Annotated in this window: 18 protein-coding genes; 10 read left to right on the top strand and 8 right to left on the bottom strand. The window is 72.1% G+C overall.

The genetic code is table 11. The features are described 5' to 3' along the window. Genes ACFFIC_RS28085 through ACFFIC_RS28095 form a run of 3 tightly spaced genes read left to right on the top strand, consistent with a single transcriptional unit; the run spans nucleotide 1 to nucleotide 5,524 of the window. Nucleotides 1-738, top strand: coding sequence for a TVP38/TMEM64 family protein (locus tag ACFFIC_RS28085; protein ID WP_377056681.1), 738 nt, complete (start codon nucleotides 1-3; stop codon nucleotides 736-738). Beyond that, a complete protein-coding gene (locus tag ACFFIC_RS28090; protein ID WP_377056683.1) occupies nucleotides 731-2,149 on the top strand; it encodes a dihydrolipoyl dehydrogenase family protein in 1,419 nt (472 codons plus the stop codon). Before ACFFIC_RS28085 ends, ACFFIC_RS28090 begins: the two co-directional genes overlap by 8 nt. Before the next feature lie 60 nt (nucleotides 2,150-2,209). Beyond that, on the top strand, nucleotides 2,210-5,524 hold the full coding sequence (locus tag ACFFIC_RS28095; RefSeq protein ID WP_377056685.1) for a DEAD/DEAH box helicase: 3,315 nt from the start codon (nucleotides 2,210-2,212) through the stop codon (nucleotides 5,522-5,524). Nucleotides 5,525-5,543: 19 nt separating this feature from the next. Here ACFFIC_RS28095 and ACFFIC_RS28100 read toward each other — a convergent pair whose 3' ends face one another. The 5 genes from ACFFIC_RS28100 to ACFFIC_RS28120 all read right to left on the bottom strand — a co-directional run bounded on the left by ACFFIC_RS28100 (nucleotide 5,544) and on the right by ACFFIC_RS28120 (nucleotide 11,749). Further along, nucleotides 5,544-6,833, bottom strand: coding sequence for a phospholipase D-like domain-containing protein (locus tag ACFFIC_RS28100; protein ID WP_377056687.1), 1,290 nt, complete (start codon nucleotides 6,831-6,833; stop codon nucleotides 5,544-5,546). Nucleotides 6,834-6,951: 118 nt separating this feature from the next. Beyond that, on the bottom strand, nucleotides 6,952-7,362 hold the full coding sequence (locus ACFFIC_RS28105; protein ID WP_377056689.1) for a response regulator: 411 nt from the start codon (nucleotides 7,360-7,362) through the stop codon (nucleotides 6,952-6,954). A 203-nt stretch (nucleotides 7,363-7,565) separates the two neighbouring features. Continuing rightward, on the bottom strand, nucleotides 7,566-8,555 hold the full coding sequence (gene egtD / locus ACFFIC_RS28110) for an L-histidine N(alpha)-methyltransferase (RefSeq protein WP_377056691.1): 990 nt from the start codon (nucleotides 8,553-8,555) through the stop codon (nucleotides 7,566-7,568). Further along, complete coding sequence (egtB, locus tag ACFFIC_RS28115) at nucleotides 8,552-9,871, bottom strand: ergothioneine biosynthesis protein EgtB (RefSeq protein ID WP_377056693.1); 1,320 nt, start codon at nucleotides 9,869-9,871, stop codon at nucleotides 8,552-8,554. Before egtB ends, egtD begins: the two co-directional genes overlap by 4 nt. Before the next feature lie 114 nt (nucleotides 9,872-9,985). Beyond that, nucleotides 9,986-11,749 carry a monovalent cation:proton antiporter-2 (CPA2) family protein gene (locus ACFFIC_RS28120; protein ID WP_377056695.1) on the bottom strand — a complete coding sequence of 588 codons (1,764 nt, stop codon included), beginning with the start codon at nucleotides 11,747-11,749 and terminating at the stop codon, nucleotides 9,986-9,988. Between the two features lie 153 nt (nucleotides 11,750-11,902). Between ACFFIC_RS28120 and ACFFIC_RS28125 the strand changes: the two genes are divergently transcribed. The 7 genes from ACFFIC_RS28125 (at nucleotide 11,903) to ACFFIC_RS28155 (ending at nucleotide 19,070) form a co-directional block, all read left to right on the top strand. Next, nucleotides 11,903-13,498 (top strand): ABC transporter substrate-binding protein, encoded by a 1,596-nt coding sequence (locus ACFFIC_RS28125; RefSeq protein WP_377056697.1) that lies wholly within the window; start codon nucleotides 11,903-11,905, stop codon nucleotides 13,496-13,498. A gap of 6 nt (nucleotides 13,499-13,504) precedes the next feature. After that, the gene (locus ACFFIC_RS28130) at nucleotides 13,505-14,515 is read left to right on the top strand and encodes an ABC transporter permease (RefSeq protein ID WP_377056699.1); all 1,011 of its coding nucleotides are present in this window, start codon (nucleotides 13,505-13,507) and stop codon (nucleotides 14,513-14,515) included. Continuing rightward, entirely contained in the window at nucleotides 14,515-15,408 is an 894-nt protein-coding gene (locus ACFFIC_RS28135; RefSeq protein WP_377056701.1) for an ABC transporter permease, read from the top strand. The genes ACFFIC_RS28130 and ACFFIC_RS28135 overlap by 1 nt, the downstream gene beginning before the upstream one ends. Then, entirely contained in the window at nucleotides 15,405-17,078 is a 1,674-nt protein-coding gene (locus ACFFIC_RS28140) for a dipeptide ABC transporter ATP-binding protein (protein ID WP_377056703.1), read from the top strand. Before ACFFIC_RS28135 ends, ACFFIC_RS28140 begins: the two co-directional genes overlap by 4 nt. Nucleotides 17,079-17,089: 11 nt before the next feature. Beyond that, nucleotides 17,090-17,296 (top strand): DUF4089 domain-containing protein, encoded by a 207-nt coding sequence (locus tag ACFFIC_RS28145; RefSeq protein ID WP_377056705.1) that lies wholly within the window; start codon nucleotides 17,090-17,092, stop codon nucleotides 17,294-17,296. A 20-nt stretch (nucleotides 17,297-17,316) separates the two neighbouring features. Then, nucleotides 17,317-18,708: an AtzE family amidohydrolase gene (locus tag ACFFIC_RS28150; RefSeq protein ID WP_377056707.1), complete on the top strand. Its 1,392-nt coding sequence runs from the start codon at nucleotides 17,317-17,319 to the stop codon at nucleotides 18,706-18,708. Between the two features lie 104 nt (nucleotides 18,709-18,812). After that, nucleotides 18,813-19,070, top strand: coding sequence for a hypothetical protein (locus ACFFIC_RS28155; protein ID WP_377056709.1), 258 nt, complete (start codon nucleotides 18,813-18,815; stop codon nucleotides 19,068-19,070). Between the two features lie 60 nt (nucleotides 19,071-19,130). Here ACFFIC_RS28155 and ACFFIC_RS28160 read toward each other — a convergent pair whose 3' ends face one another. The 3 genes from ACFFIC_RS28160 to ACFFIC_RS28170 are packed head-to-tail and all read right to left on the bottom strand — an operon-like array spanning nucleotide 19,131 to nucleotide 20,492. Further along, on the bottom strand, nucleotides 19,131-19,415 hold the full coding sequence (locus tag ACFFIC_RS28160; RefSeq protein ID WP_377056711.1) for a zinc-binding dehydrogenase: 285 nt from the start codon (nucleotides 19,413-19,415) through the stop codon (nucleotides 19,131-19,133). Further along, nucleotides 19,415-19,696, bottom strand: coding sequence for a VOC family protein (locus ACFFIC_RS28165; RefSeq protein ID WP_377056713.1), 282 nt, complete (start codon nucleotides 19,694-19,696; stop codon nucleotides 19,415-19,417). The genes ACFFIC_RS28160 and ACFFIC_RS28165 overlap by 1 nt, the downstream gene beginning before the upstream one ends. 1 nt (nucleotide 19,697) lies before the next feature. Further along, a complete protein-coding gene (locus ACFFIC_RS28170) occupies nucleotides 19,698-20,492 on the bottom strand; it encodes a VOC family protein (RefSeq protein ID WP_377056715.1) in 795 nt (264 codons plus the stop codon). Nucleotides 20,493-20,788: the final 296 nt, after the last annotated feature.

Raw genomic sequence — 20,788 nt, forward strand, 5'->3', positions numbered from 1 at the left:
GTGGCGGCCGAGCCAACCCAGGACGAACCGGAAGCCCGGGAGGGCGGCGCCAGGCGCTTCTGGCCCCTGCTGCTGGTGCTGGCCGCACTCGCGCTCGCCTTCGCGCTCGGCCTGCACCGGCATCTTTCGTTTGAGGCCCTGGCCCGCCAGCACGCCGCACTGGGAGAAGCCGTCGCCGCCCGTCCGCTTCTGTCCCCCCTGGCCTATGTGGCCGCCTATGCCGCGGCGGCGGCGCTGTCCCTTCCGGGGGCGGTGGTGATCACGCTGGCCGGCGGCCTGCTCTTCGGCACGCTGTTCGGCGGGGCGCTGGCCGTGCTGGGCGCCACGCTCGGCGCGACGCTGCTGTTCCTGGCCGCGCGGCACGCCCTCGGCGGTTGGCTGGCGGGGCGCGCGGGGCCGCTGATGGCCCGCATCCGGCCGGGGCTGGAGCGCGACGGCTTCTCCTTTCTGCTGGCGCTGCGGCTGCTGCCGCTGTTTCCCTTCTGGCTGGTGAACCTCGCGCCCGCGCTGGTTCGCATGCCGCTCCGCACCTTCTTCGGCGCGACCCTTCTCGGCATCCTGCCCGGCACCTTCGTCTTCGCCTCCGTCGGCGCCGGGCTGGGCACGGTGCTGGCGGAGGGGCGGCAGCCCGACCTGTCCATCATCCTGCGCCCGGCCGTTCTGCTGCCGCTGATCGGCCTCGCCCTGCTCTCCCTGCTGCCGGTTGCCTGGCGGCGCTGGAAGGAACGCCATGGCTGACTTCGACCTCGCGGTGATCGGCGCCGGCTCGGCGGGGCTCTCGATCACCTATGTCGCCGCACGGCTCGGCCTGCGCGTCGTTCTGATCGAGCGGGAGCGCATGGGCGGCGATTGCCTGAACACCGGCTGCGTGCCGAGCAAGGCGCTGCTGGCCGCCGCCCATGCCGCCTCCGCCGCCCGCCGCGCGGGGCGCCTGGGCATCCGCCTGCCCGAGCCCGAGGTGGACTGGGCCGCCGTGCGGGCGCATGTCCACGGCGCCATCGCCGCCATCGCCCCGCAGGATTCCGAGGAACGCTTCCGCTCCCTCGGTGCCGAGGTGATCCGGGCCGAGGCACGCTTCGTCGCGCCCGGCACGCTGGAGGCGGGCGGGCGCCACCTGACCGCCCACCGGGTGGTGGTGGCCGCCGGAAGCCGGGCCGCCGTTCCGGACCTGCCGGGCCTGCGCGACGTCCCCTTCCTCACCCATGCCACGCTGTTCGACCTGAAGGAAAAGCCGGAACACTTGCTCATCCTCGGTGGCGGCGCCATCGGGGTGGAGATGGCGCAGGCCCATGCCGCGCTTGGCTGCCGCGTGACGCTGGTGGAGCACGGCCGCATCGCCAAGCGCGAGGACGCCGAGTTGGCGGGGGTGCTGCGCGGCGCGCTCCTGGCCGATGGCGTGGCGCTTCTGGAGAACACCTCCGTCGCGGCGGTGGAGCCCGGCCCCACGCTGGTGCTCGAGGACGGGCGCCGCATCTCGGGCACGCACCTGCTGGTGGCCACCGGCCGCACGCCCAACCTCGAGGCGCTCAACCTGGAGGCCGCCGGCATCCGCGCCGGGCCGCGCGGCATCGCCACCGATGCCGGGCTGCGCAGCCTCTCCGCCCGCCGTGTCTATGCCGCGGGCGACATCGCCGACCCGCAGAACATCGGTCCGCGCTATCTGACGCATGTGGGTTCCTACCATGCGGGCATCCTCGCGCGCCGCATGCTGTTCCGGCTGCCCGCGCGCATCGACTACGCCGCCCTGCCGCGCGTCACCTACACTGACCCCGAACTGGCTCAGGCCGGGATGACGGAGGAGGAGGCGCGTGCGGCGGGGCAGGACGTCCGCATCCTCCGCTGGCCACTGGCCGAGAACGACCGGGCCATCGCGGAGGGCCGCACGGACGGCCTGGCCAAGCTCGTCGTCACGCCGCGTGGCCGGCTGCTCGGTGCCGGCATCGCCGGTCCCCATGCCGGGGAGATGATCGGCGCCTGGACCCTCGCGATCGGGCGCAAGCTTTCCGCCGACGCGATGGCGGGGCTGGTGGTGCCCTATCCCACCCGGTCCGAGATCGGCAAGCGTGCCGCGGCAACCTTCTCGCTGGACCGTCTTTTCGCCCCCCGCACCCGCTGGCTGGTTCGCATGCTGGGCCGCCTGCCAGGCTAGCGATGCCGTCGATCGTCAGGCCGGTGCGTTCTGACAAGCAGAACGCAAGAGGGATACACCTTGGACTTCGCGACCGAACCGGAAGGCCTTCTCGCCGCCCGGCTTGTGGAACTCTCGGCGGAAGCCGGCACCGCCCTGCACGTCACGCGCAGCGAGGCCCGCGCCGCCCGCCTCGCCACCGCGGCACGCGCCCTCGCGCCCGCGCTGCGCGTGGTGGTGCTGCCGGCCTGGGACTGCATGCCCTATGACCGTGCCTCGCCCTCCCGGCAGGTGATGGGGCAGCGCATGGCGGCGGTGCACGCCCTCGCGACCCGGGGCGGTGAGCCCTGCCTCGCCTTTGCGAGCCTGGACGCCGCGACGCAGCGCCTGCCGCCGCCGGAAGCCCATGCCATGCTCCACCTCACCGCCGGCGCCGCGCTCGACCCGGAGGCGCTGCTGCGCGACCTCGGGCGGCTGGGCTATGCGCCGGATGACCGCGTGGACGAGCCCGGCGAGGCCGCGCTGCACGGCGCGGTGTTCGACATCCACCCGGCCGGGGACGGCGACATGCCCTGCCGCGTGGAGCACGCGCAGGGACGGATCACGTCCATCCGCCGCTATGACCCCCTGACGCAACGCAGCCTGGACGAGGTCAGGGCCGTGAGCCTCGGTCCCGCCTCCGAGATCGTGCTGCCCGAGGGATTGGAAGAAGCGCGGCCGCAGGGCGCGGAGCATGCGCTGGCCGATCATTACCCGGGGCTCGTCACGATCTTCGAGCTGCTTCCCGGCGCGCCCGTGGTGCTCGACCCGGAAGTGGAGGCGCTGCGCGCCCAGCGCACGGCGGATGTGGCGGATGCCTTCCACTCCCGCCTTGCCCTTCTTTCCGCCGACGAGGCGACGCGCCCGGCCTCGGAGCCGGCGAAGCTCTACCTGGACGATGCCGCCTGGGCCGCCGCGCTGGCCGGCCGCCGCGTCATCGCGCTGGAACCCGCCCAGGAGGAGCCGGAGGGTACGGTGCCCCGCTTCACGGAGGCGCGGGATCCCGAGGCCGCCTTTCTGGACTTCCTGGAGGACGAACTAGCCGCCGGACGGCGCGTCGCCCTGGCCGGCCGGGAACGGGAGCGCACCCGCTCCCTGCTTCGCCTCGTCCGGGAGAGGCTGGAGCGGGAGGCGGAGCACCTGCCGGGATGGATCGCCCTGCGCGATGCCCCCCCGGGGACCTTCGGCGTGCTGGACGGCCCCCTTGCGACCGGCTTCGCCAGCCCCGGCGCGGTTGTGGTCGCGCCCGGGGATGTCCGCCCGCCCCGCCCGGACGATCAGGCGTCGGGCCAGCGCCGGCTGCCGGGCCTGGCCGATCCCGTGCTTCAGCCCGGCGATGCGGTGATCCACCTGGACCATGGGCTGGGCGCGCTCCGCGGCGTGGAGGCGGTGACGGCCGCCGACACGGTGCTGGACTGCCTGCGCCTGGAATATGCCGGCGGTGCCACGCAGCTCGTGCCGCTCGATGAGATGGACCGCCTGTGGCGCTACGGTGCCGAGGCGGAGGGCGTGACCCTCGACCGGCTGGGCGGCGAGGCCTGGCCAAAGCGCCGCGACGCGGTGAAGGCGCAGGTCGCGGAAAGCGCGGAGGCGCTTCTCCGCCTGGCGCGGGACGCGGAGGGCCGCCGGGCGCCCGTGCTGCGCGCGCCCCGCGGTGCCTATGACCGCTTCGCCGCCCGGTTTCCCTTCGCCCTCACCCCCGACCAGTCCGAGGCGATCGACGCCGTGCTGGACGACCTTGCCTCCGGCCGGCCGATGGACCGGCTGGTGTGCGGCGACGTGGGCTTCGGCAAGACCGAGGTCGCGCTGCGCGCGGCCGCGGTGGCGGTGCTGGCGGGGCGGCAGGTGGCGGTGCTGGCGCCCACCACGGTGCTGGTGCGCCAGCACCTCAACACCTTCCGCCGGCGCTTCTCGGGGCTCAGGGCCGGCGGCAAGCCGATCCGCATCGAGCAGCTGTCCCGCCTTTCCACTCCGGCCGAGGCGAAGGCCGTGAAAGCCGGGCTCGCGGACGGCACGGTGCGGATTGTGATCGGCACCCAGGCCCTCGCCGGAAAGGGCGTCGCCCTCAAGGAAATGGGCCTGGTCGTCATCGACGAGGAACAGCGCTTCGGAACGCGGCAGAAGGCCATGCTCCGCCGCCTCGGCGAGGGCGCGCATGTGATGGTCATGACCGCGACGCCCATCCCGCGCACGCTGCAATCCGCGCTGATCGGCCTTCAGCCGCTGAGCGTGATCGCGACGCCGCCGGGCCGCCGCCAGCCCATCCGGACCGTGCTTGCCCCGCTGGAGGATGCGGTGATCCTGCAGGCCCTGTCGCGGGAGCGGCGGCGCGGCGGGCAGAGCTTCGTGGTCTGTCCGCGCATCGAGGACCTGCCGGCCATGCGGAAGCGCATCGAGGCGCTGCTGCCGGAGCTGGACATCGTCGAGGCCCATGGCGAGCTTCCCGCGGCGGAGGTGGACACCGCCCTGGTGCGCTTCGCGGACGGGCAGGGCGACGTGCTGCTCTCCACCAACATCGTCGAAACCGGGCTCGACGTGCCGCGCGCCAACACCATGCTCATCCATCGCGCCGATCGCTTCGGCCTTGGCCAGCTTCACCAGCTGCGTGGCCGCGTGGGCCGGGGGCGGGTGCGCGGCACGGTGATCCTGCTGACCGACCCGGCCGAGCCGCCCTCCCCCCTCACCCTCAAGCGCCTCCGCACGCTGGAGGCACTGGACCGGATCGGCGCGGGCTTCGCGATCAGCGCGCGGGACATGGACCTGCGCGGCGCCGGTGACCTGCTGGGGGAAAGCCAGGCCGGGCACCTGAAGATGATCGGCCTCGAGCTTTACCAGCACCTGCTGGACCGCGCGCTGCGCGCGGCACGCGGTGAGGCCGTGCCGGAGGCATGGACGCCCGCCCTGGCCATCGCGGTTCCCGCCTGCATCCCGAAGGACTACGTCGAGGACGAGGCCGCCCGGGTGGAGCTCCACGCGCGGCTGGCGGCCATCCTCCGCCGGGGCGACATGGGCGCGCTGGACGACTTCGTGGAGGAGGTGGCGGATCGCTTCGGCAGCCCGCCCGAGCCGGTGTGCAACCTCCTCGCCCTGGCGCGGCTGCGCGCGCGCTGCCGACGGCTCGGGATCAGCAGGCTCGAGGTGGGTCCGAACGCGGCCGCCGCCTCCTTCCGCGGGGAGCCGCCGCGCGCCGATCCGCCGCTGGAGCGCAAGGGGGAGCGCATCCTGCTCGCCCCGCCAGGCGCGGGGAGCGGACCGCTCGCGATGGCGGAGGCCCTCCTGGCACGGCTCGGGCGGCAGAGGGGACGCCGGGCCCGCGGCGCGGCGGGCGAAAGCACCGGATCGCAGGCGGCCGCCTGACGCAGGCGACGGCGCGGGCTCAGAGAAGGGTTTCGACCAGCTTGGCCCCGAGCTCCTCCAGCCGCGGCCCGAGCCCGCGCGCGCGCCAGCTCGCCAGGTCCATGGTGCGGGAGCTGGCGACATCCCGCCGGAACAGCGCCTCCATCTGGGCACCGAACCCGGTGCCGAGAATGATGGCGTCGATCTCGTTGTTCCAGACCGTGCTGCGCCAATCCAGGTTGGAGGATCCGACCGCGGACCAGGCGCCGTCCACCACCGCCGTCTTGGCGTGCAGCACGCGTCCCTGGCGCTCGTGGATCTTCACCCCTGCCGCCAGCAGATCCCCGTAGGCGGCCCGGCCCGCGGCGACGGCGGCGCCGCTGTCGCTCTGCCCGGGCACGACCACCTGCACATCCACCCCCCGCCGGGCGGCGTCGATCAGCGCGCGCGACAGGTCCGGCGTGGGCACGAAATAGCCGGTGGTCAGGTGAATCGAGCGCTGGGCCAGGGCGATGGTGGCCAGCAGCGTGCGGTAGATCAGCGGCTGCCCGCTGTCCGGCGCGCCATCGATCGCCTGCACGGTGACGTCGCCCACGGGGCCCGTGGGCGCGGGAGGGGGGTCGGAGATCGGCGGGCCGTTCTGCTGGTGCCATGTTTCCATGAAATACCGCTCGAACTGTGCGACGACGGGCCCCTCGATCCGCACGTCGGTGTCCCGCCAGGCTTGCTCGTCCGGGGCGGCGCCGTGGGGCTGCGGCGCGTTCTGATAGACCTTGCTGATGTTCACCCCGCCGGTGATCGCGAGCCGCCCATCGACGCAGAGCAGCTTGCGGTGGTCGCGCTTGTTGATCGACAGCGGAACCCGGCCGTTCGGACCCAGCGGGTTGAACTCCAGAACCCGGACGCCCCCCTCGCGCAGCCGGTCGAACAGGGCGCTCGTGGTTTCGGCAGCCCCCCAGGCGTCGAAGATCAGGTTCACCTCGACGCCGCGGGCGCGCGCGGCCAGCAGCAGGTCGGCGAACTGCCCGCCCGCCTGCTCGTCGAACTCGTAGCTTTCCATGTCGATGCGGGTGCGCGCCGCGCGGATGGCCTCCGCCAGGGCGGCGAAGGTGCTCGGCCCATCCACCAGCAGGTCCACGCGGTTTCCGCCCAGGAACGGCACCCCGGCGAAACGCTCGCCCTGTTCCCGCATGAGCTGGAGGTTGCGCGCCGGATCGGCCGCAGCACGCGCGGCGAGGAGGTCCGGGCTCACCCCCGGCGTGGGCACGCTGGCGCAGGCCGAGAGCAGGCCCATGGCGACCACGGCGGAAAGCGGGAATGAACGTTTCATAATCGTAGTAAGCCAGCCGTTCATGGCAGGTTTCGGACCGCCGGGCGGCCGCCGGATGGCCTCACGGAATGATGTTCGGCCTGGCCGCGAAAGGGTCTCCTGCCCCGCCTCTGCCTGGCTAGACCGGCGCGGCGCTGCGGTCCCCGAGCAGTCCCTCGAGCGTGCTGCGGAGGTGGCGGAAGCCGTCCGGCTTCTCCAGCAACGCCTCGGGGCGGACACCCAGACTCAGAAGCGTGCGGTTCTGTTCCGCCGTCATGTAGCCGCTCAGCACGACGATGGGCATGCTCGGCCAGGTCGCCACGATCTTACGCACCAGTCCGACCCCATCCAGGTTGGGCATCCGGACATCCGTCACCACGGCGTCGAACGGCTCCGCGGCCAGCGCCTCGGCGGCCACGGCGCCGTCCGGCGCACAGGTGACGCTGTAGCCGCTCTCGCTCAGGTCAAGATCGATCAGGAGCGCAACCGCCTCTTCATCCTCGGCCACCAGCACGCGCGGCGGTCCTTCTCGGGTCGATCGGTCGGGCATTGGGTCTCACCTGGAGAAGCCATGGTTCAACGCGGAATACGCGCTGGACGCAAGACCAACGCAACCACTGGTGGAGTGACCGCCTCAACGTGTGGGAAATGGGTCTCGAAAACAGTGTTCTGGACGCGTCAGAGCATAGCTGCATTGCGGCGGCCGCTGCCGGAGCGGCCGCCATCGGGAAAGTCGCAGCGGCTCAGGCGCTTCTAGACTCGGGCGGAAGCCGGCACCTCCAGAACATGGATGCCGAACAGGCCGGCCGGATCGGTCCAGAACCGCAGGGCGCGATAGCCTGCATCGTCGGCCAGCCGGCGGAACGCGTCCGCTGCGTATTTGTAGGAATTCTCCGTATGGATCGACTCGCCGCCGGCGAAGGTGAAGCGGCTCGCGCCGATGCGGGCGGACTGGTTGTGCCGGCTGACCAGATGCATCTCGACGCGGCTCTCCGCGGCATTCCAGCGTGCCTCGTGACGGAACGCCGCGAGGTCGAACTCCCCGCCCAGTTCCGCATTGATGCGGGCGAGGAGGTTGAGGTTGAAGGCCGCCGTGACCCCTGCCGCGTCGTCATAGGCCGGGATCAGAACGGCCGGCTCCTTCGGCAGGTCCGTGCCGACGATCATCAGCGATCCAGGCCCGAGCAGCCGCGCGGCGCCGGCCAGGAACGCGGTTGCCTCCGGCGGGGTGAAGTTGCCGATGGTCGATCCCGGAAAGAAGCCGGCCCAGCGGCGCGGCGGCTGCCCGGACGGGGCGGGCAGCAGGAAGGGCGCGGTGTAGTCGGCGCAGACAGGGGCGATCGGCAGGCCCGGAAAGTCCTCGGCCAAGCCATCCGCCGCGGCCAGCAGGTGCCCGCGGGAAATGTCCACGGGCACGTAGAGCGAGGGCTCCCGCATGGCTTCCAGCAGCAGGCGTATCTTCACCCCGGCGCCGGAGCCGAATTCCACGAGCGCCGCACCGGGGCCCGCTAGGGCCGCGAGTTCGGCCGCGCGCGCCGTCAGCAGGGCCACCTCCGTGCGGGTGGGGTAGTATTCCGGCAATTCGCAGATCAGGTCGAAGAGCCGCGATCCCTCGGCGTCGTAGAAGAACTTGCAGGGCAGGGTCTTCGGGCTGGCCGAGAGGCCGGCGAGCACGCTCGCGCGGAATTCCTCCTTCCCCGGGGAAAGGTCGCGCAGTTCGTGCAAGGCGCTGACCACGTTCATGCGCCGGCCGCCAGACGGAAGCCGGAGAACTGCCAGCGGGCACCGGGCGGGAAGAAGTTGCGGTAGGTCGGGCGCTCGTGCCCCTCGGCCGTGGCGCAGGACCGGCCGCGCAGCACCATCTGGTTGATCATGAACTTGCCGTTGTACTCGCCGAGCGCCCCCGGCGCCGGCCGGTAGCCGGGATAGGCGGAATAGGGGCTGGCGGTCCATTCCCAGACATCCTGGCGCAACCCCGGGACGAGCGGGCGGGGATGCTCGCACGGCCCGCCGGCGGGGAGGCCCGTGCCCGCCCGCGCTTGCGCGGCAACCTCCCATTCGAACTCGGTGGGCAGGCGCATGCCCGCCCATTCGGCGTAGGCGGCCGCCTCGAAGAAGCTGACATGCAGCACCGGCTCGTCGTCGCGCACCGGCAGCAGTCCGTGCAGCGTATGGACCACCCAGTCCCTCCCGTCCCGCCGCCAGTAGCCCGGGGCCTCCCAGGCCGAGGCCTGGGCCAGCGCCCATCCCTCGGAGAGCCAGAACTCGGGGCGGCGGTATCCGCCATCCTCCATGAAGGCGCGGAACTCGCCGTTGCTGACGGGGCGGTCGGCCATGGCGTGGTCGCGGAGCAGCACCTCATGGCGCGGGCCCTCGTTGTCGAAGGCGAAGTCCATCGGGTCGCCCGAGGGCGCGTGGCCCACCGCGTGGATGCCGCCGCTCGCCTGCCACCATCCCGGGCTCGCAGGCTTGCCCACCGGCCCGCGCGCAGGTGGCGGCGCATAGGCCGGGTTGAGCGGCGAGAGGGAGAAGGCGTGCTTGATGTCCGTCAGCAGCAGCTCCTGGTGCTGCTGCTCGTGGTGCAGCCCCATGACCACCAGCGCGGCAACATCCTCGTCGCCGCCATCCAGAAGGCGCTCCATGGCGGCGTCCACATGGGCCCGATAGGCCGCAACGGCCTCGATCCCCGGGCGGCTGAGCATCCCGCGGGAGGGCCGGGGGTGCCGGGGGCCGACCGCCTCGTAGTAGGAGTTGAAGACATAGCCGAATGCGGGATCGAAGACGCGATAACCCGGCAGGCGGGAGGCGAGCACGAAGGTTTCGAAGAACCAGGTGGTATGGGCGCGGTGCCACTTGGCCGGGCTCGCATCCGGCATGGACTGCACGGTCTGGTCCTCGGCGGAGAGCGGGGCGGCGAGCGCCTCGGTTGCCGCGCGGACGCGGCGGTACAGAGCGCGAACCCCCTGGTCCGCGCTGCCGCGCAGCGATCGGCCGGGGGAAGGGCCGATGCCGCTTCCGCCCTCCTCCGCCGGAGGAGAAGAGGCGGCGTGGTCAGGCATCAGGATTCCCATGCCTGCCTAGATACGACGCGGACGGCCTGGCGCGAGGGCCGGAAGCGGCTTCCCCGATCACGACATCCGGCTCGCCTCCACGTCCGGCCCTCCCTTCGGCAGCTAGCTCCGCTGTTCCAGGGGTGGCTCCAGCGGCTCCGGGCGCACCGTGTACTGGCCGCCTCCCGCGTAAAGTCCGCCCGCCTCCTGGAGCGCCAGCCGCTCCTGGTCGCGCCGGCGCACGTCGCGCTCCACCGCCTCCGCATCCCCGGCCGGGACACCCAGGCTCACCAGCGCCTCCCTCCCCATGGCGAGTGCCGATTCAACGGTTTCGCGCACCTCCACCACCCCGGTCCGGCGCAGCGCGAGCGCGTGGCGCCGGTCGAAGGCGCGGACCACGCAGGGGGTGTCCGGAAAGGCTTCGCGCATGAGGGTGACCACCCGGTCGGTGGTGTCCTGCACGTCGGTGCAGACCACGATCAGCCGGGCCCGCCCGGCGCCGGCGGCGCGCAGCACGTCCAGGCGCGTGCCGTCCCCGTAATGCACGCGCGCGCCGAAGCGCGCAGCGGCCTCCACCTGCTCCACGTCGGAATCGATGATGGTGAGCGCGAAGCCCCGCCGCAGCAGCACCTGCGCCACGAGCTGGCCCACGCGGCCGAAGCCGATCAGAAGCACGCTGCCGCGGGCATCCGAGAAATCCTCCTCCGGCTCGGCACCCGGGCGCTCCCGGATCAGCAGCGGGCCGAGGCGGACGATCAGCGGCGTGAGCGCCATGGAAAGGGTCACGAGGGCGACAAGCAGCGTCGCGTGCTCGGGCGTCATCACCTGCGCGGCGGCGGCCGTGGAATACAGCACGAAGCCGAACTCGCCGCCCTGCGCGAGCAGCAGCGAGGCGCGGACGGCCGTCGGATGGGAATGCCCGAAGACGCGGGACACCGCGTACATGGCGCAGGCCTTGGTCAGCGTCAGCACGCTGGCGGCGGCGAGCAGCCCCGCCCAGTTCGCGCGCACCACCGCGAGGTCGACGCTCATGCCGACCGACAGAAAGAACAGCCCGAGCAGCAGCCCGCGGAAGGGCTCGATATCGGCCTCCAGCTCGTGCCGGTAGGTGGATTCGGCGAGCAGCACCCCGGCGAGAAAGGCGCCCGTGGCCATGGAAAGCCCGACCGCCGCCATCAGGGCCGCGGCGCCCAGCACCACCAGCAGGGCGGCCGCCGTCATGATCTCCCGCGCGCCGCTGCGGGCCAGAAGACCGAAGAGCGGATTGAGCAGGAAGCGCCCCACCAGCACCACGGCCGCCACGGCGGCCAGCATTTCCGCGGCGGCCAGCCAGAGCGGCCCGCCATCGGCGCGCGGCAGGGGGGACAGGAAGGCCACGAGAGCGAGCAGCGGCACGATGGCCAGGTCCTGCATCAGCAGCACCGCGAAGGCGGTGCGGCCATGCGGCGCCTCCACCTCCCGCCGTTCCTCCAGCAGCTGCATCACCAGCGCCGTGGAGGACAGGGCGAGCCCGAGCCCCGCCACGATGGAGGCGGGCAGGCTGCGGCCCGCCACGAAGAAGGGGTAGAGCGCGATCAGCGCGCCCGACACAAGGATCTGCGCCGTGCCCACCCCCATGATGTCGCGCCGCATGGACCACAGGCGCGACAGGTTGAGCTCCAGCCCGATCACGAAGAGCAGGAGCACGATGCCGAGCTCCGCCACCCCGGTGACCCGCCCGGGCTCGGCGAAAAGGCCGAGCACGGAAGGACCGACCGCCACCCCCGCCGCGATGTAGCCGAGCACAGAGCCGAGGCCGATGCGCTTGGCGATGGGCACGGCCAGAACGGCGGCGGACAGCAGGACGACGGGTTCAAGCAGAACCGTCGCGTGGGCGGCTTCGGCCATGGTCGCTCCGTGCCGGGGGTTTGCGCGCACCATAGGTGGACGAGCCCCGCCGGCTTGGCAATGACGCAGCCTGGCACATCCGGCACAGGGTTTGCTTACCGGGACCGGCGACGGCGCAGCATCTCGTGCGCCGCGCTTCCCAGGGGACGACCCATGCGCCGCCGCACCCTTCTCGCCTCCGCGACCGCCCTCGCCGCCCCCGCGCTGCGCCCGGCGGCCGCGCAGCCCGCACCCGGCCGTGCCGAAACCCTGCTCCTGGTGCAGGAATACGGGCCGAACAGCCTGGACATGCAGGGGCTGGGCTCCTCGCAGCCGGTCAACGGCGTGGCGCTGAACTGCTACGACCGGCTCGTGCGCTACAAGCGCGTGCCGCTGCCCGGCGAGGGCAACGGCAGCACCTTCGACATCACGTCGCTGGAGCCGGAGCTTGCCGAAAGCTGGCAGGAGGCCAGCGACGGCATGAGCTGCACCTTCCGCCTGCGCGAGGCTGCCTTCCACTCCGGCCGCCCGGTCACGGCGAAGGACGTGAAGTGGTCGCTCGACCGCGCCGTCTCCATCGGCGGCTTCGCCACCACGCAGATGAACGCGGGCAGCATGGAGAAGCCCGAGCAGTTCGTGGCGCTGGACGACCGCACCTTCCGGGTGGACTACATCAGGAAGGACAAGCTGACGCTGCCCAACCTCGGTGTCACCATTCCCTTTGTGTTCGACAGCGAGCTGGCGATCCGCAACTCGGGCGGCGATCCCTGGGCCAAGGAGTGGCTGAAGAACAACGTCGCGGGTTCGGGCGCCTTCAGGGTGGAGGCCTTCCGCCCGGGCACGGAGACCATCTATGCCCGCAACGACGACTGGAAGTCGGGGCCGATGCCGAAGCTGCGCCGCGTCATCGCCCGCGACATCCCCTCCCCCTCCACCCGCCGCGCGCTGATCGAGCGCGGCGATGCAGACATCTCCTACGGCCTGCCGCCAAAGGACTTCAAGGACCTGGCCGAGGCGCGCCGCGTGAAGGTGGTCGGCGTGCCCGTGCCCAATGCCATCTGGTACGTGGCGCTGAACGCGGCCACCGGCCCCTTCACCGATGTGCGCCTGCGCCAGGCGGTCGCATGGGCCCTGCCCTACGAGGCGATCATGCAGGCATCCCTTTTTGGCCGCGGCGTGCCGATGTGGGGCGCGACGGGCGGGCCCACCACCGCCTGGCCGCAGCCCTTTCCCTACAGCACCAACGTCGCGCGCGCGCGCGAACTGGTGCAGCAGGCGGCCCCGGGGGGCCTCACCACCTCGCTGCTGTTCGACGCGGGCTCGGCCACCGTCGCGGAGCCCATGGCGGTGCTGGTCAAGGAGGCGCTGGCGCCGCTCGGCATCACGGTGGAGCTCAACAAGATCCCCGGCGCCAACTTCCGCGGCGAGCTGAACAAGAAGACCGCGCCCATGGCGATCAACCGCTTCGGCGGCTGGCTCGACTGGCCCGACTACTTCTTCTTCTGGAACTACCACGGCAACAATTCGATCTTCAACATCGCCTCCTACCAGAACCCGGCGATGGACAAGTTGATCGACGCGGCGCGCTTCGCACCCGATGCCGGCAGCTACGCGGAGGCCGTGAAGGGCTTCATCGGCCTGGCGGAGCAGGACGTGCCGATGATCCCCATCGCGCAGCCGCTGCACGACGTCGCCATGCAGCGCTCGATCGGCGGCTACCAGTTCTGGCCCTCGCGCGAGCCCGACTTCCGCTTCCTCACCAAGGGCTGAGCGCCCGTGCTGCGCATCGCCCTCTCGCGCCTCGGCACGGCCGTCCCGAGCCTCGTCGGGGTGGTGATCGTCACCTTCCTGCTCACCCGGGTGCTGCCGGGTGACACGGCCAGCTACTTCGCGGGGCCGGTGGCCTCGCCCGAGGCGATCGCGCAGATCAAGGCGCAGCTCGGCCTGGACCAGACGCTGCCCGTGCAGTTCGGCCGCTACGTGTCGGACCTCGCGCGCGGGGACCTCGGCACCTCGCTCGGCACCGGGCAGCCCGTGCTGCGCGAAATCGCGACGCGGCTTCCCGCCTCGGCGGAGCTCACCCTGTGCGGCCTGCTGCTGGCGGTGCTGGTCGCGGTGCCCATGGGCATCCTGGCGGCGCTGCGGCAGGGGTCCTGGGTGGATCACCTCTGCCGCGTGCTGACCACGGCGGGGGTTTCGCTGCCTGTTTTCTTCACGGGGCTGCTGGCGGTGTATGTGTTCTACTTCCTGCTGGGCTGGGCGCCCTCGCCGCTCGGGCGGCTGGACGCCTTTTCCTCGGCGCCGCCGGCGGTCACCAACTTCTATCTCATCGACAGCCTGCTCGCGGGCGACAGCGAAACCTTTCTCGCCGCGCTCTCGCAGCTGGCGCTTCCCGCCCTCACCCTCGCCCTCTTCGCGTTGGCGCCGCTGGCGCGGATCACCCGTGCCTCCATGCTCGCCGCACTGGATTCAGATTTCATCCGCACCGCGCGCGCCAGCGGTCTGGCCGGGCGCACGGTGGTGGTCACCTATGCCTTCCGCAACGCCATGCTGCCGGTGGTCACCACGCTCGGCATGGTGTTCTCCTTCCTGCTCGGCGCCAACGTGCTGGTGGAGAAGGTGTTCGCCTGGCCGGGCATCGGCTCCTACGCCGTGGAGGCCCTGATCGCCTCGGACTTCGCGCCGGTGCAGGGCTTCGTGCTGACCATGGCGATCCTCTACATCGCCCTGAACCTCGCGATCGACCTGCTCTACGGCCTCATCGATCCGCGCGCGAAGGCCGGGTGATGACGGACATGCCCGCCGAGGCGGTCCCCCTGCCCCGCCCCTCCGCCACGGGGAACCTGCTGCGGCACGCGCGCCATGTGCTGGCGGGCAATCCCGTCACCGCCTTCTCCTTCCTGCTGCTTCTGTTTCTGGTGGGATGCGCGCTGCTCGGCCCTTCGCTGGTGCCCTATGACCCGCAGGCGAGCAATTCCATGCGCGCTCTGCAGCCGCCCTCCGCCCAGCACCTGTTCGGCACGGATCAGCTCGGGCGCGACATCCTCAGCCGCGTGGTCGCCGCGACGCGCCTCGACCTCGGCATTGCCTTCTTCTCGGTGGCCCTGGTTTTCGCCGTCGGTGGCCTGGCCGGCGTGGCGGCGGGGTTCTTCGGCGGCTGGACGGACCGCATCGTCGGACGGCTGGCGGACACCATCATGGCCTTTCCCCTCTTCGTGCTCGCGATGGGCGTGGTGGCTGCGCTGGGCAACACCGTCACCAACATCGTGCTCGCCACGGCCATCGTGAATTTCCCGCTCTATGCCCGCATCGCGCGCGGGGAGGCGCTGGTGCGGCGGGAAGCCGGCTACGTGCAGGCCGCGCGGCTCTGCGGCAACGGGGAGATGCGCATCCTGCTCACCACCATCCTGCCGAACATCCTGCCCATCATGGCCGTGCAGATGTCGCTCACCATGGGGTATGCCATCCTCAACGCAGCCGGCCTCTCCTTCATTGGCCTGGGCGTGCGCCCGCCCACGCCGGAATGGGGGATCATGGTGGCGGAGGGCGCGAGCTTCATCGTCTCGGGCGAATGGTGGGTGGCGCTCTTTCCTGGCCTCGCGCTCATGCTCGCGGTGTTCTGCTTCAACCTGCTGGGCGACGGGTTGCGCGACATCGTCGACCCGCAGCGCCGCACATGAGCGACATCCCCCTGCTCGACATCCGCGACCTTTCGGTGGAGTTCGCCACACGGCGCGGCACCGTGCGCGCGGTGGAGCGCGTGGACCTTTCGATCGCCAAGGGCGAGACCGTGGCCGTGGTGGGGGAGTCCGGCTCCGGCAAGTCCGTCACCTCCTACGCGGTGATGCGCATCCTGGACCGTGCCGGGCGCATCGCCGAAGGCAGCGTCACCTTTTCCGGCATGGCGCTGCGCGCGCTACCGGAATCCGAGATGCGCGACCTGCGCGGGCGGGAGATCTCCATGATCTTCCAGAACCCGCGCGCGGCCCTGAACCCGATCCGCAAGGTCGGCCGCCAGATCGAGGACGTGCTCCGCCAGCACGGGCAGGCGGGCCGGGCGGATGCCAGGGCGCGGGCCATCGCCGTGCTGGAGCAGGTCCGCATCGCCCGCCCCGCGGAGCGCTACCACGCCTATCCCTATGAGCTGTCGGGGGGCATGTGCCAGCGCATCGTCATCGCCCTCGCCCTCGCCTGCCGGCCGCAGCTGCTGATCGCGGACGAGCCCACCACGGGGCTTGATGTCACCACGCAGAAATCGGTGATGGAGCTGGTGACGGAGCTCACCCGCGCCCGCGGCATGTCCACGCTGCTGATCACCCACGACCTCGGCCTCGCCGCCACCTATTGCGACCGCGTGGTGGTGATGGAGAAGGGGCGCGTGGTGGAGACGGCCGGGGCGGCCGAGATCTTCCGTGCGCCCTCGCATCCCTACACGCGGCGGCTGATGCGGGCCACGCCGCGCCCCGGCGCCGGGCTGCGCGACCTCCTGCCTGAGGGAGCCGCCCCCTTCCCGCCCGCCCCTGCCCCCGGGTCCCCGTTGCTGCGGGTGGAGGGGCTCGTGAAGGAATACGCGCGCCAGGAAACCGGCGGCTTCCTCGCGCGCCTGGCTGGCCGCGCCGCTCCCGAGGCGCCCTTCCGTGCGGTGGACGGCATCGGCTTCGAAATCCGCCGGGGAGAGAGCCTGGGCCTCGTCGGGGAGTCCGGCTGCGGCAAGTCCACGACCTCGATGATGATCATGCGGCTGCTGGACCCCACCGCCGGGCGCATTACCTTCGACGGGCACGACATCGGCTCCATCGCCGCCCGCGGCTTCGCGACATCCCCGCTCCGCCGGCGCATCCAGATGGTGTTCCAGGACCCGACGGACAGCCTCAACCCCCGCCACAGCGCCGCCCGCGCCATCTCCGATCCGATCCGCCGCCTGGGCACGCTGCGTGGCGCGGCGCTCGCGTCGCGCGTGGAGGAGCTTGCCACGCTGGTGGGCCTGCCGGTGGCGCTGCTGGACCGCTTTCCGCACCAGCTCTCGGGCGGGCAGAAGGCCCGCGTCGGCATCGCCCGCGCCATCGCGCTGGACCCGGATCTCGTTGTCCTGGACGAGCCCACGGCGGCGCTGGACGTGTCCGTGCAGGCGGTGGTGCTGAATCTGCTGCACGACCTGAAGCTGCGGCTCGGCATGAGCTACCTTTTCGTCAGCCACGACCTCAACGTGGTGCGCCTGCTCTGCGACCGCGTGATCGTCATGCGCGCCGGCCGGGTCGAGGAGGAAGGTCCGGTCGCGCAGGTGCTGGAACGCCCGGCCGCCGCCTACACGCGCGAGCTTCTCGCCGCCATTCCCCACCCGCCCGCCTGAGGAGGCGCCCCATGCCCGCCGATTTGCCACCCCTGCCGGATGACGCGGCGATGCTCGCCTATCTCGACGCCGCCGCCGTGCTGCAGGGCATCCCCGTCGATCCCGCATGGCGCGGCGACGTGCTGGCCAACATGCGCGCCGTCGCCGGCGCCGCCCGTGCCGTGCTCTCGTTCCCGCTGGAGGACGAGGCCGAGCCCGCGCCCGTCTTCGCGGCATGAATGACCTGGAACCCACGGGCATGGTGCCGACGGACATGGCGGGTGCCGCCGAGATCGCCCGGGCCGTGGCCTCCGGCGCCGTCTCGGCGCGGGCGGTCACCGAGGCGGCGCTCGCGCGCGTCACGGCCCTGAACACCCGCCTCAACGCCTTCACGGACCTGCTCCCCGCCCGCGCGCTGGCGGCGGCCGAGGCCGTCGATGCGGCACGCGCGGCCGGCCGTGGGTCGGGTCCGCTGGCGGGCGTGCCCTTTGCCGTGAAGAACCTGTTCGACATCGCGGGGCTGCCGACACGCGCCGGCTCCCTGATCAACCGCGGGCGCGCGCCCGCCGCGCGGGATGCCGCGCTGGTGCGCCGCATGGAAGCCGCGGGGGCTATTCTGCTGGGCGGGCTGAACATGGGCGAATACGCCTACGACTTCACGGGCGAGAACGTGCACGACGGCGCCTCGCGCAATCCGCACGACCCGTCGCGGATGACGGGCGGCTCCTCCGGCGGGTCGGGCGGGGCGGTCGCCTCCGGCATGGTGCCCCTTGCGCTGGGCTCGGACACCAATGGCTCGATCCGGGTTCCAGCGGCCTTCTGCGGGCTTTTCGGACTGAAGCCCACCTATGGTCGGCTGAGCCGCGCCGGCAGCTTTCCCTTTGTCTCATCCTTCGACCACCTTGGCCCGCTGGCACGCGGCACGCGCGACCTCGCCCTCGCCTATGACGCCATGCAGGGTCCTGACCCCGAGGACCCCGCCCAGGCGCCGCGCGCGCCGGAGCCGGTTCTGCCCGAGCTGGAAAAGGGCGCGGACGGCCTCCGCATAGCCGTCGCGGGCGGGCACTTCCTGCGCAACGGCGATCCCGAATGCTTCGCCGCCGTGGACCGCGTGGCCCGGGCGCTCGGTGCCACCGCACAGATCGAACTGCCCGAGGCGGCGCGCGCAAGGGCGGCGGCCTTCGTGATCACGGCGTCGGAGGGAGCCGCGCTGCACCTCGACCGCCTGCGCGTCCGCCCTGGAGACCTCGATCCTGCCACGCGCGACCGGCTGATCGCGGGCGCCGCCATCCCGGCCGCCTGGGTCAACCGTGCCCAGCGCTTCCGCCGCTGGTACCGGGACCGCGTGCTGGCGCTGTTCGAAGGCACCGACATCATTCTGGCGCCCTCCACCCCATGCCGGGCGCCCGCCCTGGGGCAGGCCAGCATCCTGATGGACGGGGCGACGCTGCCGCTGCGGCCGAATATCGGGGTGTTCACCCAGCCGGTCTCCTTTATCGGCCTGCCGGTCTGCGCCGTGCCGGTCTGGGTCGATGACGGGCTGCCGCTGGGCGTGCAGGTGATCGCGCCGCCCTGGCGGGAGGACCTGGCGCTTCGCGTGGCACGGGTGCTCGAAAGGCTGGGCGTCGCGCGGTCCCGCATCCCATCCTGAGCCGCCCCGGCGGCGTTCCGCGCGATCACGCAACCGCGTCCACAACGAGAGTGACGTGGCGCACGGTCCTGCTAGGCTTGCCGCAGCAAGCAAGGGAGGCGACCGTGGTCATGGGTGTCGTGGACTACGAGACGAGCGAGACCGACTACCTGCCCCACGTCATCGCCCGCTGCGTCGAGAAGGCGAACCGGCACCAGCTGCCCCACCGCTTCCGCCTGAACGGTGCGGAGGTGATCGTCCGCCCCGGCGCGACGGCCGAGGCGGTGAACGCCGAGGTCCAGCGCCAGTGGCAGGAAAGCCGGGCGTCCCAGGGGGCTACGCCGGGGGCCGCTGCGTCCCAGGGAGCCGGGGCGACGGCCTGACCACCGCCGGCCTTTGCGGCCGTGCGCTTGTGGCCAGGATGGGCCAAGCCCCTCTGCCCTTCAAGCGGCGCGGGGTGCGGCGGGCTGCGGGGCGATGCCGGGCGGGACGAGCACGACCTTTCCCAACCCCTCCCCGGCGGCCACGATGCGGTGCGCCTCCGCGGCCTCCTCCAGCGGCATGATGCGGTCGATGGTGGCACGATGGCGGCCCTCGGCCGCCGCCCGCAGGCTGGCATCCATGTCGCCGGCGCCATGGGGGGCGGAGCCGATCACGGTGATGCGGTTCAGGTAGAGATGGCGAACGTCGAGCGGCACCGTGCCGCCGCCATGCGCGCCGGCCGTCATCAGCCGCCCGTTGTGGCCGAGGCTGGCGAGATGTTGTGCCCGGCGCCGTGCAGCCCCGGCCCCCAGGTCAGCGGCACGCGGTGGCGGCCCAGCGTGTCGCAGGCGTCGCGCACATGGGTCCAGTCGCGCAATCCGAAGGCGACGTGGTGCAGGCCCCGCGGTGCGTCCGCGCGGCGGAAGAAGTTCAGCGTGTGGTGATCGAGTTTGCAGCGCAGAAAGGCAAAGAAGTCGCCGATCCAGCCTGACACGCGGAAGCCCAGCACGTCGCAGTAGAAGCGCACGCTAGCCTGCGGGTCCGGCACGGAGAAGGTCGACGTAGCCGAGCTTTTCCGGCACCACGCCGCCCTCGGGCCGGACCGGCGCGGCGGCGGGGGCGTGCCCGAGATGCAGTTCCACTTCTGGGCCGTTTGGGTCGACGAAGGCGACGGCCTCCGGCAGGCCGGGGCCCGTGTCGTGGCGCCGCATCGCGCGCAGGCCACGGTTCCGTAGGTCGCGCAGCACCTCCGCTGGCGCCGCATCAGCGCCAAGCCGGAGGGAAAGCCGCGCGGGCCGCAGCGCCGCGCCCGCCCGCAGCACAAGCGCGGGCTGGCCGTCCGGGCCAGCGAGCCAAGCGGCGTCGCGCCCGTGCGTCATGACGGAAAGGCCGACCACGTGCATGAAGTGGTCGAGCTTCCGCGGAAGATCGGGGGTTTCGAGGGTCAGGTGGCCGAGGCCGCAGACCCGCGCGATGCCGGTGGCTTCGTTTGGTGACGTTGTCATTGGATGGGGATGCCGCCCTGCTGGATCACGCAGCGCCAGACCGCGAATTGCACGCCCACATACGTGCTGCGTGCCGATGTTGCCGCTGGCGTCCGGGCGGTTCTCCCCGATCGCGGTTTGGCCGAGGCGCCGCTGCAGGAAGGGGGCGAGCAGGCGGGCCAGCACGTGCTGCGACGTTCCGGGAGTCGCGGGCACGACGATGGTCACCGGTCCGGGAGCCTGTGCCGCCACGTCCCTGCCGAGTAGGAGGGCCGCCGGGGCACAGAGGGCGGATCGCAGCAGCCTGTGGCGCGCATCGGGCCCGGCGAAAGCCTTCATGACCTCCCTCCCTGGCCGGCGGGTACCCGGCCGGACCGGCCGGGCCTTCCCACCGGGGCGATGGACCTTTGTTACGGGGACGCTGCGCGGCGGGCCACGGGGTGTCAGGGCGAGGCAGCCCGGAAACTTGATCTAGCTCAATGCTGCGTCGCGGCACGCCCTCCAGAATTCGCGGAAACGATAAGGAGGAAGCCATGCCCGACGACGTCCGACTTCCCTTCAAGCCCGTCCTGGCCGCTGGTGCGCGGGTGGATGCTGTGCGGCGGGAGGCGATGGTGACCGAGGCGGCGCGGGAT

The sequence above is a fragment of the Muricoccus vinaceus genome (assembly GCF_042433125.1).
GTDB classification, from domain to species: Bacteria; Pseudomonadota; Alphaproteobacteria; order Acetobacterales; family Acetobacteraceae; genus Roseomonas; species Roseomonas vinacea.

Coding starts and splice junctions, on each gene's coding strand:
- ACFFIC_RS28090 (WP_377056683.1), top strand. CDS start 731: ATGGCTGACTTCGACCTCGCGGTGATCGGCGCCGGCTCGGCGGGGCTC.
- ACFFIC_RS28100 (WP_377056687.1), bottom strand. CDS start 6,833: ATGAAACGTTCATTCCCGCTTTCCGCCGTGGTCGCCATGGGCCTGCTC.
- ACFFIC_RS28105 (WP_377056689.1), bottom strand. CDS start 7,362: ATGCCCGACCGATCGACCCGAGAAGGACCGCCGCGCGTGCTGGTGGCC.
- egtD (WP_377056691.1), bottom strand. CDS start 8,555: ATGAACGTGGTCAGCGCCTTGCACGAACTGCGCGACCTTTCCCCGGGG.
- egtB (WP_377056693.1), bottom strand. CDS start 9,871: ATGCCTGACCACGCCGCCTCTTCTCCTCCGGCGGAGGAGGGCGGAAGC.
- ACFFIC_RS28120 (WP_377056695.1), bottom strand. CDS start 11,749: ATGGCCGAAGCCGCCCACGCGACGGTTCTGCTTGAACCCGTCGTCCTG.
- ACFFIC_RS28125 (WP_377056697.1), top strand. CDS start 11,903: ATGCGCCGCCGCACCCTTCTCGCCTCCGCGACCGCCCTCGCCGCCCCC.
- ACFFIC_RS28135 (WP_377056701.1), top strand. CDS start 14,515: ATGACGGACATGCCCGCCGAGGCGGTCCCCCTGCCCCGCCCCTCCGCC.
- ACFFIC_RS28140 (WP_377056703.1), top strand. CDS start 15,405: ATGAGCGACATCCCCCTGCTCGACATCCGCGACCTTTCGGTGGAGTTC.
- ACFFIC_RS28145 (WP_377056705.1), top strand. CDS start 17,090: ATGCCCGCCGATTTGCCACCCCTGCCGGATGACGCGGCGATGCTCGCC.
- ACFFIC_RS28150 (WP_377056707.1), top strand. CDS start 17,317: ATGGTGCCGACGGACATGGCGGGTGCCGCCGAGATCGCCCGGGCCGTG.
- ACFFIC_RS28160 (WP_377056711.1), bottom strand. CDS start 19,415: ATGACGGCCGGCGCGCATGGCGGCGGCACGGTGCCGCTCGACGTTCGC.
- ACFFIC_RS28170 (WP_377056715.1), bottom strand. CDS start 20,492: ATGAAGGCTTTCGCCGGGCCCGATGCGCGCCACAGGCTGCTGCGATCC.